Origin of the sequence: Pseudomonas sp. AF32 (assembly GCF_022342325.2) — a bacterium.
GTDB lineage: Bacteria > Pseudomonadota > Gammaproteobacteria > Pseudomonadales > Pseudomonadaceae > Aquipseudomonas > Aquipseudomonas uvaldensis.
This window is the reverse complement of sequence record NZ_RQJK02000003.1, coordinates 40,376-57,563: the sequence shown is the minus strand read 5'-3', so window position 1 is coordinate 57,563 and position 17,188 is coordinate 40,376. Positions and strand designations below refer to the sequence as shown.

Below are 17,188 nucleotides of genomic sequence, written 5' to 3'. Positions count from 1 at the left end.
TGACGACCGTTTCACGGAATACGTCTTGAAAGTGGAGTCAGGCTCAACCCGCCGTCTGGCGCACAGGATCGTTGCCGGCCAGCGTGTCCGGCGTGCAACGCAGATCGCCGATCATCAACACGTCGCCCTCGCGGCTGGCGCTGTCCGGATCGAGTCGGAACTGGCAGAGCAAGTCATTGCCATAGCGAACCTCCAGCGTCGGCGAGTTGGCGGTCATCTCCATGGAGAAAAACCCGTCCACTTCGCTGACCCCGCGGCTGGCGTGATTGATGACGTGATGGCCCTTGAGCGGCTTCCCCTGTTCGTCCAACAGGCGCCCCAGGACAGTGACCGTTCTCATCACGCTCACCTTGCGGTAGTCCACACCGCCCTTGTTCAAGTGATAGCGAACGCGCGCCGGGGAGATACTGGCCGCCGGCGGATGGATACCGTCGAAGTCGAAGGTCACCATGCTGTTCTGGTAGGCGGTGGTGGCCACGAAGTTACGGCCAGGACGCAGGGTCGTGGTGCCGCCGGTCAAGTCATCGGCAAGCAAGACGATATCGTCCAGATCCGTCTCCACATCGACGATCATGCCCGCGCCGCCATTCTGGGGCAGGCCGGTGAAAGCGACTTTACGGCTGCCCACGGCCACCGTGCTGCTCAGGTTCAAGCCGCCGGTGAGGTTGTCGTTGTAGGAAGAACGCTGGATAAAGCCGTCGCCATACAACGAATCGGTTTCGAAACTGGCAAGGCCCGACAGGCCCATGCCGTAGGTATCGGCCAGGGCCGTGGCGGAAACGCTTTGCAGGACGTGATCCTCAAGGTCCCGGCGATAGGTCAGCGAGGCATTGTTATCCCTGTCGCCGTCGCGGGAGGTTCGTGTGCCGATGCTGCCGGTCCAATACTCGCCCGGCCCGCCCAACGCCACGTTGACGCTCAGGTCCAGGCCACGATTGCGTCGCTCGGCGGTACTGGACGTGCCCGGGCGGTCGAACACCGACAAGCGCCAGTTGGCATCGCTGCCGCCCAGCTTGCCACGCTGGTTCCATCCCAGGTCCAGGCCGGTGCCCTGGACATTGCCCTCGCTGTAGAACAGCCGCCCGTTGACGGATGTCTTGTTGCTCAACCGGTGGTTGACCGACAGCGAGGAATTGCTGGTATGGCCGACGAACACGTTGCGTTGGCGCACACGCGTGCCGTCGGGCAGGATTTCGTAAGTGTTGCGGGTATCCAGCCAACTGCGGTTATGACTGACGACCACACTCCCCAGGCCATAGCTGTAGAGGCCCTGCAGGTCCATGCCGGTGCCGTATTTTTCGGTCTGGTAGATGTTGGCGAACAGGCTGGCCCTGCTGGCCAATGTCCAGTCCACCGAGGTGCCATATTGGAGTTTGTCCTGCACCTGGCGTGTGGACAGTCCCAGCACCACCCGAGGGTGTGCCAGGTAATTGAGGCCGACCCCGGCAGTGGCGAAGCCGCTCGGTTGGTCGTCCCAGTTGCTCAGCAGTTTGCTTTCACGGCCGGCAAACACGTTATAGCGCCAGCGATCGTCGGCGCTGCGCCAATTGTTGGGTTTGTAGACCAGCTCCTGAGTGGTGGCCGTGGTCTGCCCGTCCTCGATCAGCCGTACCTCCACTTCATAGATGCCGCCGGGCAGCGGGCGGGTGTCCAGGCTCTGCAAACCGGCGGCAACGGCCTGGGTGTTGATCAACAGGCCGTTGCGGTAGATCTCCACCGCGGCCTGGCGGCTGGCGGTGACATAGATCGGGTACACGCTGGGCTTGGGATTGTTGATGACCAGGCTGTCGGAGCTGCCGTACATGACCCCCAGCGCGGTGTCCGGGTTGGCGCCGAACGAACGGATCTGCCGGTTCAAGCCATCGGAGCCCGGCATGAAGTAGCCCAGGCGAAAGAACGTATCTTCCATTTCCCGCTGGGTGAAGAGTTCATGGACGGCGTGATAAAGCTTGTCATCCGGCCCGCCCAGTCGGGAGAGTTGCAAGTCGAACGACTGGCTCCAGTTACCCAGGCTGGAACTGGCGTTGAGACCATAACGCCCACCCGTGTCCTGTTCCTGGCCACCGTTGAGGTTGAGTTGGTTGTTGAAGATAAGACCAAGACTGCCGTCTTGCGGCTGGTCGTAGTAACGCTTCTCTGCGCTACCACGTTCGACATTCCGGGTAAGAATGGACACCAGCGAATGTTCGAGACTGTAGTGCACCGCCAAAAGCCCCGAGGTACATTGGGTTTCACAAGCCCCCAAGGGACGCCCCGCCTTGAGCAGGTGTTCCCATTGCCCGCGGTCCGCGGCCGAGATCGGGCTGTCCTGGGTGTCAGTGAATTCGAGCAAAGTAATGCGATCGTCCCGGGTCAACACCACCATGGCTTCGCCGAGGTACTGTTGATCGAGTTCTATACGAACCGCCAGAGGCACATCGAAAAAGTGGGATTCAAACTCCTCCGGCAGCCCCTTGGCCTGGGACAACAGACTTCTCGGTGTCGTACCGGGGGCAGTCGGCGCAGCCAATGCACTCGCGCACAGCATCAGCGCGAGGGCACCCGCGATGGGTGTCTTCGGAAACATCAACGGATTCTCATATCGGCAAACTAACGGACGTTCCAGGTACAGGCCGGCCGGGTGGCCGACCTGCGTCTATGCCCGCGGGAAGAGAAGAGGCTCATCGGGCATCGAAGGGTTTACGGACGCGGCACCGCGTCGAAGATCACGGTGAAGTCGGCGGTGTATTGGCCTACCTGACTTTCCAGAGGCACGGTCGAGGCCAGGATAAGCATGTCGGCCTGGGTACCCGGAGTGGATGCGGCGTCGGTCACCACCTCTTGCGGAAACTCGGTCAGGGTGACGTTGTTGAACCGGGTCAGCAGAGGAATGGAATCGGTACCGTTGGTCAGCGAAGGCTGGCCACCGAGGATGTAGGCATGGACCGAACCATCGGTGTTCTTCACGTCGAAGGTCTGGCGCACGGAGCTCAGGGTGTTGGTCACAGGGTTGTAGTTCATGACCTCATCCTTACCGAAGTCCGGGTCGCGCGGCAGCACATGGAACTGCTTGGTAGGAATGGTCGCGCTGATATGGATGGATGAACGAGCATCGTCAAGGGCGAATGCTGGCGAAGCACCCAGGGCAGCGGCGACCAGAGCAGTACCGGATACGAATTGTTTGAGCATGTTGTTAACACCTGTTCTTGGCATAAAGAGAAAGGTTGAAGTTGCAGCCCGATAACAGCACGAGTGGCCTCTTCAACGCCGGGGCATGATCGACTCTCTTTAACTAAAAAAAAGCAGGCAAATTCGCACAATCGTGTAGTAAAACCAGCACACGAAAGAGCGAAAAATACTCGGGTTTATATAAAAAAGAAGTTTAGATGTCAGAAACAACCCACATTTACAGTCGCGCCGCGCCATTGCCAAATGTCAAGCAAAACCGACGCAAAATAGCGTTATCCGCCTATTTCAACTATTGGGGTAAGGTCGTGCCCAGGACAACTATCGCACGACGCCATTAGATATATCTTAGTTTCAAGACCTCGCCAAGCTCAAAGATATATCTCAGGAAAAAGATATATCTGACTTCTATCTTATGCAGCACGGAGAACAGGCATATGACAGACTCTTATTTTCAAGCCGAACGTGGACAAGACCGATTCGAACAACTTGCACCCGTTCGTGAGCGTGGCAACCGGGGGCCCCGGGTCTTTGCTTCCGGTGAGCTTAAGCTGCTGGTTCTGGCACTGATCGCCGAACAGCCCTGCCACGGCTATGACTTGATCCGCCGCGTCGAAAACATGTTCGATGGCGCCTACAGTCCCAGCCCCGGCGTGATCTACCCGACCCTGACGTTCCTTGAAGGGCGCGCGATGATCCACGGCGACACCGAGGGCGGAAAAAAAAGCTACAGCGTCACTGACGCCGGACGTCTATTGCTTGAAGAGCAGGCGAGCGCACTGGAAGCCGTGCGGGAGCGTATCGAGGTGAATAAGCGCACGTTGCGCGGCCATGACCGGCCCCCGGAGATTCACGAAGCGGTGTATAACTTGCGTCATGCGCTGCGCAAGCACCATGGCCGCTGGAGCCCGGAAGAAATCATGCGGGTGCGTGACCTGCTCAACGACACCGCCAAAGCCATCATCGACGGCCACGACCGTCTACCCCTTGCGGAACCTAGCCAATGACAGACATCGATCCAAACACCATTCACCGTGTCAGCCACGAAATCAAGCGTCGGCGCCTGCAAGTAGTGCGGGTGGTGGATCTGACCCCACGCATGCGCCGTATCACGGTCGGCGGGCCGGAACTGGCCGGGTTCGTCAGCCTGGGCACGGATGATCATGTAAAGGTGTTCTTCCCACAGAACGCCGAGGAACGAGCAGCCCTGGCCATCTACGACCCCAGCGCCGGAAAGGCCCAGGGCCCGCTGCCGCCCATGCGCGACTACACCCCGCGCCGTTACGATCCGGACACCCTGGAGCTGGACCTCGACTTCGTGCTCCACGGCGACGGCCCGGCCGCGACCTGGGCGGCCCAGGCGACACCCGGCCAATACCTGGATATCGGCGGGCCACGGGGCTCGATGATCGTGCCGGATATTTTCGAGAGCTACCTGCTCATCGGCGATGAAACCGCCCTGCCCGCCATCGCCCGGCGGCTCGAAGGCCTGTCGCCCAACCGGCGTGCGCTGGTGGTGGTGGAAGTGGAAAACGGCGCCGAACAGCAATTACTCCACAGCCAGGCACAGGTGCATGTGATCTGGGTGCTGCGCGAGGGCCGCCATGACAGCCTGCTGACCACCGTGCAACACCTGGACATGCCCGACGGCAAGCTATACGCCTGGGTCGCCACCGAAAGCAAAGTGTCGCGGCAGATCCGCCGGGTGCTGCTGGATGAAAAACGGCTGGACCCGGACTTCGTCAAGGCCGTGGGTTATTGGAAGGCGGATGACAGCGACGAGGACTGATTCCATGCTTTTCCTGCTCGCCTACATCAGCAGCGTCGTGCTGATCAACTACGCCTTTTCCGCCGCGCCACACCTGGACATCATCTGGTCGGCCTGGGGTGGGTTGGTGTTTATCCTGCGGGACATGGTCCAGACCCGCTTTGGCCATGGCGCTATTGTCGCAATGCTGGCGGCACTGGTGTTGTCCTATGTGACTTCGGACCCGACCATCGCCCTGGCCAGCGCCACGGCGTTCGCGGTGTCCGAGTGCATCGATTGGCTGGTCTTCACCATCACCAGGCGCCCGCTGCATGACCGGCTCTGGATCAGCTCGGCCCTGAGCATTCCCCTGGACACTTTTATATTCTTCGGCCTGATCGACGCCCTGACGCCTGCCGTGGTGATCACCGCCCTGGCCTCGAAATTCGCCGGGGTTACGGCTGTCTGGCTGATCATGGCCTGGCGCTTGCGTCGGCAAGTCATGGCCAATTGAAGCCAAACCCCGCGGTTCATGTAAAATGCCGCGTTTTCTCCCCACGGGAAGCTCGCCCGGCGCGCAACCCTCGATGATCCGCTCCTGTTTGAGGACCTTCAGATGACCCGTATCGGAACTCCATTGTCGCCCACCGCGACCCGCGTATTGCTGTGTGGCAGCGGTGAGCTGGGCAAGGAAGTGGTAATCGAACTGCAGCGCTTGGGCGTCGAGGTGATTGCCGTGGACCGCTACGCCAACGCGCCGGCCATGCAAGTGGCCCACCGCAGCCATGTGATCAACATGCTCGACGGCGCGGCACTGCGTGCCGTGATCGAAGCCGAGAAGCCGCACTTCATCGTGCCGGAAATCGAAGCCATCGCCACCGCGACATTGGTGGAATTGGAGGCCGAAGGCTTCACCGTGATCCCCACCGCCCGTGCCGCGCAACTGACCATGAACCGTGAAGGCATCCGTCGCCTGGCCGCCGAAGAACTGGGCCTGCCGACCTCGCCGTACTTCTTCGCCGATACTGTGGAAGATTACCGCAAGGCTGTGGAAACCCTGGGTTTCCCGTGTGTGGTCAAACCGGTCATGAGTTCGTCGGGCAAGGGCCAGAGCCTGCTGCGCAGCACCGACGACGTGCAGAAAGCCTGGGACTACGCCCAGGAAGGCGGTCGTGCCGGCAAGGGTCGGGTCATCATTGAAGGCTTCATCGACTTCGATTACGAAATCACCTTGCTCACCGTGCGCCATGTCGGCGGCACTACCTTCTGCGCACCGGTCGGCCATCGCCAGGAAAAAGGCGACTACCAGGAATCCTGGCAGCCACAGGCCATGAGCCCGGTGGCCCTGGCCGAGTCCGAGCGCGTCGCCAAGGCCGTGACCGAGGCCCTGGGCGGCCGCGGTCTGTTTGGTGTCGAGCTGTTCATCAAGGGCGATCAGGTGTGGTTCAGCGAAGTCTCGCCACGCCCGCATGACACTGGCCTGGTGACGCTGATCTCCCAGGACCTGTCGCAGTTCGCGTTGCACGCCCGCGCCATCCTCGGCCTGCCGATTCCGCTGATCCGTCAGTTCGGCCCGTCGGCTTCGGCGGTGCTGCTGGTGGAAGGCCAGTCGACCCAGACCGCGTTCGCCAACCTCGGCGCCGCCCTGAGCGAACCGGACACCGCCCTGCGCCTATTCGGCAAGCCGGAAGTCAACGGCCAGCGCCGCCTGGGCGTGGCCCTGGCTCGCGACGAATCCATCGAAGCCGCCCGCGCCAAGGCGACCCGCGCCTCCCAGGCGATCATGGTCGAGTTGTAAGGCTGCACACAAACCCTGTGGTGAGGGGATTTATCCCCGCTGGGCTGCGAAGCAGCCCCATCGCTATGGACTCAATCCCTCTGACACACCGTGTTGTCTGGCTTTAGGGCTGCTCTGCAGCCCAGCGGGGATAAATCCCCTCGCCACAGTGGATTTCTTGCCACAAGAGACACACTCAAAAAAAGGCGACACCCGCAAAGGTGTCGCCTTTTTCATGAGCGCCGGTCTGGCTTAATCCGGCAGTTTGTACGCAATCACGTAGTCACCCTGTTTCGTACCCAACGAACCATGCCCCCCTGCAACGACCAGCACGTATTGCTTGCCGTCCTTGCCGGTGTAGGTCATCGGTGTGGTCTGGGCGCCAGCGGGCAGGCGGCCTTCCCATAGCTGCTTGCCGTTTTTCACATCATAGGCACGCAGGTACTGGTCGAGGGTGCCGCTCAGGAACGCCACGCCACCGGCGGTGGTGAACGTGCCGCCCAGGCTCGGTACGCCCATGCTCAGCGGGATCGGTACCGGCGAGCTGTCACGCACGGTGCCGTTCTTGTGTTTCCACAGGGTCTTGTTGTTGGTCAGGTCCACCGCCGCCACGTAACCCCAGGCCGGTGCCTGGCACGGCAGGCCCATGGGCGACAGCAGAGCTTCGAGGATCACGCCGTACGGCGCGCCCTTGTTCGGCTGCACACCTTCGGTTTCGCTCTTGCGCCCCGGACCGCCAGCCACTTCCGCCGCCGGTACCAGTTTGGACTTGAACGCCATGTAGCTGGGGTTGACGAACGCGATCTGGCGCACCGGATCGACCGAGATACCGCCCCAGTCAAACACGCCGAAGTTACCTGGGTAAACGATCGAGCCTTGCAGCGACGGCGGCGTGAACATGCCTTCGTATCGCAGCGACTTGAACTCGATCCGGCAGAGCATCTGGTCGAACGGGGTCACGCCCCACATGTCGCGTTCCTTGAGAACCGGCGGCACGAAGTTCAGGTCCGACATCGGTTGGGTCGGCGAAGTGTGGTCGCCTTCCACCGCGCCTTGCGGCACCGGGATTTCCTTGATCGGAACGATCGGCTGGCCGTTGCTGCGGTCCAGCACGTAGATGCTGCCCTGCTTGGTCGACGCCAGTACGGCCGGCTTCACGCCGTCGGCGGTCTTCAGGTCCATCAGGGTCGGTTGGCCGCCGACATCCATGTCCCACAGGTCGTGGTGGGTGAACTGGAAGTACCAGCGCACCTTGCCGGTGGCGATGTCCAGCGCGGTCAGGCCGGCGGCGTATTTTTCCGACTCCGGCGTACGCATGCCACCGAACTGGTCGGGAGTCTGGTTGCCCATCGGCAGGTAGAGCATGCCAAGTTTTTCGTCGACGCTGAACATCGACCACATGTTCGGCGAGTTGCGGGTGTAGGTCTGGCCTTCGGCAATCGGCGTGGTTTCGTCCGGGTTGCCGCTGTCCCAGTTCCACACCAGCTTGCCGGTGTGCACGTCGTAAGCGCGGATCACGCCGCTGGGCTCGTCGGTGGAGACGTTATCGGTGACGTGGCCGCCAATGACCACCAGGTTCTGGGTAACTGCCGGTGGCGAAGTGGAGTAATAACCGCCGGCCGTGAAGCCACCAATGTTGGCGGTCAGATCGACCTGGCCCTTGTCACCGAAGTCTTCGCACATCTTGCCGGTGTCGGCGTTCAGAGCGATCAAGCGGGTGTCGGCGGTCGGCAGGAAAATCCGCCGAGGGCAAACGGTGCTGGCCGGTGTGTTGCTGGCAGTACCGGTCGGGCTTTGCTCGGCCGAGGCGTACACCGCGTCGTCGTGGTAGGTCACGCCACGGCAGGTCATGTGGGCCCAACCCTTGAAGTTTTCTGCCTTCTGGGTGGAAAGCTTCGGATCGAAACGCCAGATTTCCTTGCCGGTTTCCGGTTCCAGCGCAATCACCTGACTGTGGGGCGTGCACACGTAGAGCATGCCGTTGACCTTCAGCGGGGTGTTTTCCGCGGTGGTCTCGCCCGGGTCACCCGGCCCTGGCAGGTCGCCGGTGCGATAGCTCCAGGCCTGCTCCAGCTTGCTGACATTCTGCGGGGTGATCTGTGCCAGCGGCGAATAACGATCGCCATGGGCGCTGCGGCCGTAGGAATTCCAGTCGCCGTCGGGCATGGCCGGTGCGGTGTTGGTCATGCCCGGCACGCTGTCGCGGTCCAGTTGGCCCTTGATTTCACCGGGGTTGGTGAACTGGCTGGCCAGTGCGACAACACCGGCGATAACCACGGCGGCGCCCAATGCGCGGGTGCCCATCGGCGAGGCGTCGGTCGTCAGCAATGGGCGACGAAACCATGGCAGCAGCAGGACAATGCCCAAGGCAAACAACATCGCCAGGCGCGGCACCAGTTGCCACCAGTCCAGGCCCACTTCCCACAACGCCCACACGGTGCTGGCGAACAGCACCAGTGCGTACAAGCCCAGGGCAGCACGACGGGCCATGATCAGCAGTACGCCGGTCAAGACCAGGCCGATACCCGCCAGCAGGTAATACCACGAGCCGCCAAGCGTGCTCAGCTTGACCCCGCCAGCCAACAGGGCCAGGCCCATCAATAGAAGCAGAATGCCGAGCAGGCTCGGTAGCAGACGGCTTCGACTCAAAGCACCCTCAGTGCTCATAGTGTGATCTCCGTGAGGTTTTAAGGAGTCCCGCGCAAAGTGTCACTGTAGATGACGATCCTTTGGGGGCATGGTTCAGTTAAAAGCTGTTGAGTGACTGCAATTCCCTGTGGGAGCGAGCCTGCTCGCGATTGCGGTGGAACATTCAGACGCGATGTTGGCTGTTGCACTGCAATCGCGAGCAGGCTCGCTCCCACAAATCATCCCCATTCAGACAGCGCTATCTTGCGAGGGCTGAACCAGGGAATGGTCGGAAGTATTTCTTCGGTCATTAATCAGGATGAGCTGATCACCAAGGCTCTGGCACGCGACAAGAACCGTTTCAGCAAGCCGCGCAAGGATAATGTCCTGTTACACATAGAGAAAGCGCTTTTGTTGACATGGATCATTTCGCTTTCGGTAACAGTGGGCACGAGGCAAGCGCGTCGAGACGCAACTATGCTTCCACCTTGAGGGCACCTCGGCTAAGGTGCGCCGCTTTACCGTCTCATTCGCGCAAAGGCCCTCCATGAACGAACAAAACAACAACCCGCTGCACGGCGTGACGCTGGAGCAGATCCTCAATGCACTGGTTCAGCACTACGAATGGTCGGGCCTGGCCGAGCGCATCGACATCCGCTGCTTCAAGAGTGACCCGAGCATCAAGTCGAGCCTGACGTTCCTGCGCAAGACGCCGTGGGCGCGGGAGAAGGTCGAGCGGTTGTACGTCAAGTTGATGCGTACCAAACGGCCGGTCTGAGTCGTGGGCCTCGATCCGGGTTGCCAGCTCACGCTGCGCCAGCGCTTCGTGTCGGTGATCGCGCTGCTGGGCTGGGTGGGGTTGAGCATCCAGTTGTATCTGATCCTGCTGGGCCGATGGGAATTGGGCGCAAGCCTGCTGGGCGGGCTGGTGAACACCTTCAGCTTCTTCACGGTACTGACCAACATCCTGGTAGCGGTGGTGCTGACCTGGGAACTGACCGAGCGCCCCTCCGTCGTGCGGCGCTGGTTCCTGCTGCCGAGCGTGCGCAGCGGTATCGCCGCCAGCATCGCCCTGGTCGGCCTGGCCTACAACCTGCTGCTGCGCCATCTCTGGCAGCCCGACGGCTGGCAGTTCGTGGCCGACGAGTTGCTGCACGACGTGGTGCCACTGTTGTATGTCGTTTATTGGTGGTTGTGCGTGCCCAAGGGCACCCTGCGCCTGAGACATATCGGGTTATGGGTGGTTTATCCCGTGGTGTATTTCGCTTATCTGCTGCTGCGCGGTGATTGGCTTGCGACCTACCCCTACCCGTTCATCGACGTGGCGAGCCTGGGTTATCGACAGGTGTTCATCAATGCCGGGGGGATATTGGCGGGGTTTGTGGTGATTGCGCTGGGGGTGGTGGGGTTGGATCGGTGGATGGGGCGTCGCTGAACAGACCTTTCGGGACAAGGGGATTTATCCCCGTGCCACAGGAAGTTGTTTCAACCTCAAGACCGTGCAGGCAGTGTCCACACCATCCCACTGGCCTTCGCCCGCTCATGGCACAACGCGAGGACGCTGCGCCGCTCGTCATTGTTCATCCGACTCCAGCGGGTGATCTCCGCCACGGTCCGTTGGCAGCCGATACAGATATCATCATCGTCCAGCGAGCAGATGCTCACGCAGGGCGAAGGCACCGGGCGTTCGGGGGTGGTCATTCTTCCTGCTCCGCCAAGTCGCGGGCGTAGCGCTGGGCGTTGTGCACGTAATGGGCCGCGCTGGCTTCGAGCATTTTCTTCTGGGCATCGGTCAGTTCCCGCACGACCTTGCCGGGCGAGCCCATGACCAGCGAACCGTCAGGAATTTCCTTGTTTTCGCCGATCAGCGAATTGGCGCCGATGATGCAATTCTTGCCGATTTTCGCGCCATTGAGGATCACCGCATTGATGCCGATGAGGCTGTAATCCCCCACCGTGCAGCCGTGAAGCATGGCGTTGTGGCCGATGGTCACGCCGGTGCCGATGGTCAGCGGAAAACCCATGTCAGTGTGCATCACCGTGCCGTCCTGCACGTTGCTGTTCTTGCCGATCAGGATCAATTCGTTGTCGCCGCGCAGCACGGCGTTGAACCAGACATTGGCGCCCTCTTCGAGACGAACCTTGCCCACCAGTGTCGCGTTGGGCGCGATCCAGCTTTGTGGATGGGCTTCGACACGGGCATCGCCCAGACGGTATTTCATGACGATCCTCGGGCTTCAGGTATTGATGAAGGTTCTGGGCGGTTTGTGCAGGTCGATGCCCGCGTCGAACAGCAGGTTCACCAGTTCGACGATCATGATCGCCGTCAGGCCCCAGATCTTGTATTCGCCAAAACGATAACTGGGGACATACCAACTGCAGCCCTGGTAATCGATGCGATGGGTGTGCTCACGGGGGTCCTTGCGGAAAAAATCCAGCGGCACACTGAACACCGCAGCGATCTCGGCATCGTTGGCCTGGTACTCGACGTAATCCGGAATCACCCCGACATAAGGCGTGACCTTGATGCCATGGAGCGAAATCAACGGACTGAGGGGACCGATCACTTCTACCAGGCCGGGGGGCAGGCCGACTTCCTCTTCGGCTTCGCGCAAGGCCGTAAAGACCAGGTCCGGGTCCTCCGGATCACGTCGACCGCCGGGAAACGCCACCTCGCCGCCATGGGTCGAGAGCCCGCTGGCGCGCAGGGTCAGCAACAGCTCCGGTTCATCACTGCGGGTGATCGGTACCAGCACCGCAGCCTCAGGGAAACGTCGGTCCACCTCCAGTTGACGCGGGGTATGGTTGCTTACTCGATGCAGTAGCTCGTCCAGCATGAGACTTCTCGATTTGTTCGCTACCTTGCATGATGCACCAATCATTCAAGCGGCCCAACCCCCGCACCGCATCGTGTCGCGAAACGACAACTTGCCGCACCGGCCCGTGCAAGCCAAGATAGGCGCAGCATTCAGGAATCCAAGCATGAAATTCTGCAGCCAGTGCGGTAACCCGGTGACCCAGCGCATACCCGAAGGCGACTCGCGCCTGCGCTTCGTTTGCGACACCTGTCATACCATTCACTACCAGAACCCCAACATCGTGGCCGGCTGCGTACCGACCTGGGGCAGCAAGGTCCTGCTGTGCCGGCGTGCCATCGAGCCGCGACGCGGGTACTGGACGCTGCCGGCGGGCTTCATGGAGAACGGCGAAACCGTCGAACAGGCCGCCGTACGCGAAACCGCCGAGGAAGCCTGCGCCCGGGTACGCAATTTGAGCATCTATACGCTGATTGACGTACCGCACATCAGTCAGGTGCATGTATTCTTCCGCGCCGAACTGGTGGATGAAGATTTTGCTGCCGGGCCGGAAAGCCTTGAGGTGAAACTGTTCGAAGAAGCGGATATTCCCTGGGACGAACTGGCCTTCCGCACAGTGGGCCGCACCCTGGAATACTTCTATGCTGACCGGCGAGCCGAGGATTACCCGGTGCGATCCGAATCGATCCCGCCGCTGGCCCAACCTGCCAATACCTGAAAATAATTTAGCCGCGACACTTCTAGGGATATCGTTTCAATGCGTTGGTTGCTTGTGCTGTTCTGCTTGTCCTTCACCGCTGTGTCCCAGGCTTCTGCAGTGGGTACCTACGACGGCAAGGTCATCGAAAAAGTATTGGTGCTCAAGTCCGCTCATCAATTGCAATTGATCCACGACGGCAAGCCGCTCAAGACCTACCGTATTTCCCTCGGCAAGGGCGCCAAGAAAGGCCCCAAGCTGATCGAAGGCGATAAGCGCACCCCCGAAGGCTTCTACTGGATCGACTGGCGCAAGACCAGTGAACGCTACTACCTGTCGATGCACATCTCCTACCCCAACATCAGCGACGCCGCCCGCGCCCGGCGCGAAGGTGTGGAGCCTGGCGGCATGATCATGATCCATGGCACGCCGGATTCCGAGGAGAACCCTGAGCAGTTGTTTCACACCCTGGACTGGACCGACGGTTGCATTGCCATGCGCAACGTCGACATGCGCGAAGTCTGGAACCTGGTGCCCGACGGGACGATGATCGAGATTCGGCCGTAATCCAGTGGCCAGGGGTAGGGTACGATCAATGATCAGCGCTTTTGAGCAGCATCAGGAGCAAGCACTGTAAAAGACCATGGCCTCGAACTCTCACCATTGGCCACTGCTTTGAGCTTGTATTGCTTGATGGACGTTGCCATGTCCTCAAACTTCCATATCCCATGAACGTCCGTGAACGTTTTGGCAAATTCTTTGGGACCGTCCCCATCAAACAGCAAAACCTGGCTATCGTTGGGGGCATAACCTTGCACGAATACCTTTCGAGCAGTGGTTGTTCCGCCGTCAGGAATGTAAGGCAACTGATCGCGTGTTCCAACCCACACAATAGCCAGCAGCGGTAGCTTTTCTGTAGCCATGATGGTTCTCCTCGCCAGATAACATCGGAGTACGCATTGGGCCGCATGGCCGGCGCATTGACTACTGTCAGGGATGACAGGTCAGTGACATGCTCCGACCGCCGGTATCCGTCGATAAAGTCTTGGGCTGTGGTGCGGTCGCTCAGCTGCTTATTCGCGTTTCTCGTCATACCGCGTCTTCAGTTTCAGGGCCGCTTCGCAGCCCGGCGCGAGCAAGCTCCCTCGCCACAAGGATGGCGCCGATGCCGCTTCTTGTTACAAGTCCGGGGAGCGGAGCGCAACCGCCCCTGCATCCCTGATCTATCCTCAAAATCGATGCGGTGGCCCGAGGCTCGGCCCAGCAGGTCGCCTCCGCAGAACTCACAGTGAGACGTGTCACGTCGAAACATAGGCAGTCATGACGTATGTGATTCGGCAGGACTTCACAGTCCAGGACGAGACATCAAATCATGACCACTCATAATGGTTTTATACGGACTACAGCGATTGCGGCAGTGGCGTTGGCGGGTGTGTGGCAGTCGGCTACCGACGCCTGGGGGACCGGAGCGCCTGGCGATGGAAAAGACGAGCCTTGGTATCAAGCCTGGCTTCAGGTCACGGCGAATCCGAACGTAGACATTCACAAAACCACGCCATCATTGCGCTGGCGTACCGACATGGACACGCTCTATCGAGGAGATACGACAGATCAGGGGCTCGATGCCTTCCGGGATGGGCTGTTGCCCAAAGCGGCAGGTATCCCCGAAAGCGAATGGCTATATAACTGGTATAACCACACAGGCGGGTCCCAGCGGACGGTATTCAGCAGCACAACGCGCAGCCAGTCCATCGCCCAGATGCACGCCAGAGAATGGGTGTACGAGTTTATAGCTCCCCATGGAATCGATCAGGTGCAATCAGGGGGGCTTTATCCCCTGGAGGAAGAAATCAGCTTCCCGGGCGGGGTCAAGGGACAATTCATCAAGAAAGCCTGTAGGACACCGGACTTTACCAGGTGCACGACGAACCCCAACTACCATGAACCTACCGGCCACGAGACGATGCAGGAGGTTGCGGCGATTACCATCGACTGGAGCCGGTTGGAGCCTCCAGAAGGGTTGGCATGGGTAACGAACAAGCAACCTCTCTGGGCCGTCGGCTCTACGACGATCAACCCCGTGCAGGGAGCGGATGCGCTTACCCAGGGGTTACAGGCCTGGAACGCGCTGCCACCGAATTTGAGAATGGCCTCCCAGCCGGAGTCTCCTTCGGCTCAATCGGTCGTTGTAGCCTTTCGCGAATACAGCGATGCCAAGATCTGGGCAACCGAGGAAGCGTCAAACGGCGGCTGGGTCTATGAAGTCAGGCCCAACAGCGTGTCGGTGGACTTGTCAGGGCGTAGCACGGGCAATCGCGAAGGCGCTTTCGCATTTATTGGCGGCATCAAAGCAACACTATTGATGAACGCACGCCGCTTCGAGAAGGGCGTGAGCGAACCGGTTGAGTGTATTGGCATAGAAAAAGAAGCTTGCCAGCGCGAGAACCGCCACCCATAGCTATCACGACCATTCCAGCTGCCGAGCAGAGTCCCCTTGCCCTTGTGGCCAAGGGATTCACCCCCTGGCCACAAGGATGGCGCCGATGCCGCTTCTTGTTACAAGTCCGGGGAAGCGGAACGCAACCGCACCCTTTTCCTTAATCTATTCTCAAAGTCGATGCGACGGCCCGAGACTCGGCCCAGCAGGTTGCCTCCGCACAATTCATAGTGAGACGTGTCACGTCGAAGCATAGGCAGTCATGACGTATGTGATTCGACAGGGCTTCACCGTTCCAGATGGACATCAAATCATGACAACTCATAACGGTTTTATACGAACCACAGCGATTGCGGCAGTGGCGTTGGCAGGTGTGTGGCAATCGGGTGCCGACGCGTGGGGTGCCGAGGCACCTGGGGATGGAAAGGATGAGCCTTGGTATCAAGCCTGGCTTCAGGTCACGGCGGATTCGAGCGTGGATATTCACCAAATTACACCATTGTTGCGCTGGCGTACCGACATGGACACGCTCTATCGGGGAGATACGACGGGTCAGGGCCTCACGGCCTTCGAGAAGGGGCTGTTGCCCAAAGCCGTGGGCACTCCCGAGGAGCAATGGGGATACGACTGGATCACCCACGCGAGCGGAAGCGCGGGGACGGTGTTCAGCAGTACGACGCGCAGCCTGATCTGGGCCCAACACTATGCCATCGAGTGGGTGTACGAGTTCACCGCTCCCCACGGAATCGATCAGGTGCAATCGGGAGGGCCCTTTCCAAAAGAACAGGAAATCAGCTTCCCAGGCGGGGTCAAGGCGCACTTCATCAAGCAGGCCTGCCACAAAGACGATCTTTCCAAATGCAGGCCGAACCCAAACTACCGAGAACCCACCGGCCGCGAGTCGATACAGGACGTCGCCGCGATCTCCATCAACTGGAACCGGCTGACACCATCAGTGGAAGTGGCATGGGTAACGACCAAGCAATCCCTTTGGGCCGTCGGCTCTACGATGATCAACCCCGTGCAGGGAGCGGATGCGCTTACCCATGGTCTACGGGCCTGGGACTCTTCGCCACCCCGTTTGAGATCGGCGCGCAGGCCGGAGTCGCACCTGGCCGGATCGATCGTTGTAGCATTTGACGATTATAGCGAAGCCAAGCTCTGGGCAACCCAGGAAGCCGAAAACGGTGGCTGGGTCTATGAGGTCAGGCCCAACAGTGTGGCGGTGGATTTGTCTGCACGTAACGCTGGAAACCGTCCAGGCGCCTTCGCCTTCATCGGCGGAATCAAAGGCGGCTTATTGATGAACGCCCGTCGGTTCGAGAAAGGCGTGAGCCAACCGGCCGAGTGCATTGGCATCGAAAAAGAAGCTTGTCGGCTCGAGAACGTCCACCAATAGTTTCAGAGTGGTTAAGGCCTCGAGGTTTGTATGCCTCCCTCGCCATCTCCGTGGCGAGGGAGCTTATGCCAACCGGTGATCCGATGATGAGGCCGGCACTTATTGCATCAAACCCGAAGTTCTGCCCGGTCCAGGCATTTGTTCGCCAGCAACGTGCCTAGTTCGATCATCTGCGCCACGCCCAGTGCCACGTGGCGTCGTGAACCTTCCAGGTCGAACGCCAGGTCGCTGAGCATGGCGTTGGCCGAGGCCAGGGTTTCGCTGAGGTTGGCCAACATTACTTCGGGATTGACACCGTCGGTCACGGTGAAGAGCTGCGTCGAGGGGTTGGGCTCTGAGTCGCTGTCGTCGGGCTTGAGGTAATGGTCCATCGCTCGGTCGGCGGCTTCTTTCAGTTTTTCGGGGGCGTAGTCGCCGTAGGGGAAGGTGGATGCGGGTTTTGGAGGGTTGGGGGTTTCTTTGATCATGTGCAGCTCCTTGTGTTGATGGAGCCACCACCATTTCGCGGTCAAACAAAAAAGT

At 60.2% G+C, this 17,188-nt stretch carries 18 protein-coding genes; 10 read left to right on the top strand and 8 right to left on the bottom strand.

The features are described 5' to 3' along the window. Window positions 1-43: 43 nt before the first annotated feature. Both EGM97_RS03925 and EGM97_RS03920 read right to left on the bottom strand, forming a co-directional pair. The gene (locus EGM97_RS03925; RefSeq protein ID WP_238961001.1) at window positions 44-2,566 is read right to left on the bottom strand and encodes a TcfC E-set like domain-containing protein; all 2,523 of its coding nucleotides are present in this window, start codon (window positions 2,564-2,566) and stop codon (window positions 44-46) included. Window positions 2,567-2,679: 113 nt separating this feature from the next. Beyond that, a complete protein-coding gene (locus EGM97_RS03920; RefSeq protein WP_238961000.1) occupies window positions 2,680-3,168 on the bottom strand; it encodes a CS1 type fimbrial major subunit in 489 nt (162 codons plus the stop codon). Between the two features lie 434 nt (window positions 3,169-3,602). Here EGM97_RS03920 and EGM97_RS03915 point away from each other — a divergent pair, with 434 nt between their 5' ends. The 4 genes from EGM97_RS03915 to purT all read left to right on the top strand — a co-directional run bounded on the left by EGM97_RS03915 (window position 3,603) and on the right by purT (window position 6,710). Beyond that, window positions 3,603-4,172 (top strand): PadR family transcriptional regulator, encoded by a 570-nt coding sequence (locus tag EGM97_RS03915; RefSeq protein ID WP_238960999.1) that lies wholly within the window; start codon window positions 3,603-3,605, stop codon window positions 4,170-4,172. Beyond that, window positions 4,169-4,954, top strand: coding sequence for a siderophore-interacting protein (locus EGM97_RS03910; protein ID WP_238960998.1), 786 nt, complete (start codon window positions 4,169-4,171; stop codon window positions 4,952-4,954). The genes EGM97_RS03915 and EGM97_RS03910 overlap by 4 nt, the downstream gene beginning before the upstream one ends. A 4-nt stretch (window positions 4,955-4,958) precedes the next feature. Continuing rightward, window positions 4,959-5,426, top strand: a complete 468-nt coding sequence (locus tag EGM97_RS03905; RefSeq protein ID WP_238960997.1) for a preQ0 transporter — start codon at window positions 4,959-4,961, stop codon at window positions 5,424-5,426. A gap of 102 nt (window positions 5,427-5,528) precedes the next feature. Then, window positions 5,529-6,710 (top strand): formate-dependent phosphoribosylglycinamide formyltransferase, encoded by a 1,182-nt coding sequence (purT, locus tag EGM97_RS03900; protein ID WP_238960996.1) that lies wholly within the window; start codon window positions 5,529-5,531, stop codon window positions 6,708-6,710. Window positions 6,711-6,941: 231 nt separating this feature from the next. Here purT and EGM97_RS03895 read toward each other — a convergent pair whose 3' ends face one another. Next, window positions 6,942-9,356, bottom strand: a complete 2,415-nt coding sequence (locus tag EGM97_RS03895; RefSeq protein ID WP_238960995.1) for a glucose/quinate/shikimate family membrane-bound PQQ-dependent dehydrogenase — start codon at window positions 9,354-9,356, stop codon at window positions 6,942-6,944. Between the two features lie 508 nt (window positions 9,357-9,864). Here EGM97_RS03895 and EGM97_RS03890 point away from each other — a divergent pair. Both EGM97_RS03890 and EGM97_RS03885 read left to right on the top strand, forming a co-directional pair. Continuing rightward, on the top strand, window positions 9,865-10,095 hold the full coding sequence (locus tag EGM97_RS03890) for a VF530 family protein (protein WP_238960994.1): 231 nt from the start codon (window positions 9,865-9,867) through the stop codon (window positions 10,093-10,095). A 3-nt stretch (window positions 10,096-10,098) separates the two neighbouring features. Further along, entirely contained in the window at window positions 10,099-10,752 is a 654-nt protein-coding gene (locus tag EGM97_RS03885) for a Pr6Pr family membrane protein (RefSeq protein ID WP_238960993.1), read from the top strand. A gap of 56 nt (window positions 10,753-10,808) precedes the next feature. Here the strand turns inward: EGM97_RS03885 and EGM97_RS03880 are convergent, their stop codons facing one another. The 3 genes from EGM97_RS03880 to EGM97_RS03870 are packed head-to-tail and all read right to left on the bottom strand — an operon-like array spanning window position 10,809 to window position 12,154. Next, the gene (locus tag EGM97_RS03880; RefSeq protein ID WP_238960992.1) at window positions 10,809-11,018 is read right to left on the bottom strand and encodes a DUF1289 domain-containing protein; all 210 of its coding nucleotides are present in this window, start codon (window positions 11,016-11,018) and stop codon (window positions 10,809-10,811) included. After that, entirely contained in the window at window positions 11,015-11,539 is a 525-nt protein-coding gene (locus tag EGM97_RS03875) for a gamma carbonic anhydrase family protein (RefSeq protein ID WP_238960991.1), read from the bottom strand. Before EGM97_RS03875 ends, EGM97_RS03880 begins: the two co-directional genes overlap by 4 nt. 15 nt (window positions 11,540-11,554) lie before the next feature. Beyond that, complete coding sequence (locus tag EGM97_RS03870; protein ID WP_238960990.1) at window positions 11,555-12,154, bottom strand: CoA pyrophosphatase; 600 nt, start codon at window positions 12,152-12,154, stop codon at window positions 11,555-11,557. A 145-nt stretch (window positions 12,155-12,299) separates the two neighbouring features. Here EGM97_RS03870 and EGM97_RS03865 point away from each other — a divergent pair, with 145 nt between their 5' ends. Together EGM97_RS03865 and EGM97_RS03860 are read left to right on the top strand one after the other, a co-directional pair. After that, window positions 12,300-12,851 carry an NUDIX hydrolase gene (locus EGM97_RS03865; RefSeq protein ID WP_092205380.1) on the top strand — a complete coding sequence of 184 codons (552 nt, stop codon included), beginning with the start codon at window positions 12,300-12,302 and terminating at the stop codon, window positions 12,849-12,851. A 39-nt stretch (window positions 12,852-12,890) separates the two neighbouring features. Then, a complete protein-coding gene (locus EGM97_RS03860) occupies window positions 12,891-13,397 on the top strand; it encodes a L,D-transpeptidase family protein (protein ID WP_238960989.1) in 507 nt (168 codons plus the stop codon). Between the two features lie 32 nt (window positions 13,398-13,429). Here EGM97_RS03860 and EGM97_RS03855 read toward each other — a convergent pair whose 3' ends face one another. Beyond that, on the bottom strand, window positions 13,430-13,753 hold the full coding sequence (locus EGM97_RS03855; protein ID WP_238960988.1) for a hypothetical protein: 324 nt from the start codon (window positions 13,751-13,753) through the stop codon (window positions 13,430-13,432). Between the two features lie 449 nt (window positions 13,754-14,202). Here EGM97_RS03855 and EGM97_RS03850 point away from each other — a divergent pair, with 449 nt between their 5' ends. Next, window positions 14,203-15,288 carry a scabin-related ADP-ribosyltransferase gene (locus EGM97_RS03850; RefSeq protein ID WP_238960987.1) on the top strand — a complete coding sequence of 362 codons (1,086 nt, stop codon included), beginning with the start codon at window positions 14,203-14,205 and terminating at the stop codon, window positions 15,286-15,288. Window positions 15,289-15,580: 292 nt separating this feature from the next. Further along, entirely contained in the window at window positions 15,581-16,666 is a 1,086-nt protein-coding gene (locus tag EGM97_RS03845) for a scabin-related ADP-ribosyltransferase (protein WP_477788775.1), read from the top strand. Between the two features lie 107 nt (window positions 16,667-16,773). On the opposite strand, the gene EGM97_RS03840 is transcribed toward EGM97_RS03845, so the two are convergent. Next, entirely contained in the window at window positions 16,774-17,133 is a 360-nt protein-coding gene (locus EGM97_RS03840) for a DUF6124 family protein (protein ID WP_238960985.1), read from the bottom strand. Window positions 17,134-17,188 lie beyond the last annotated feature (55 nt).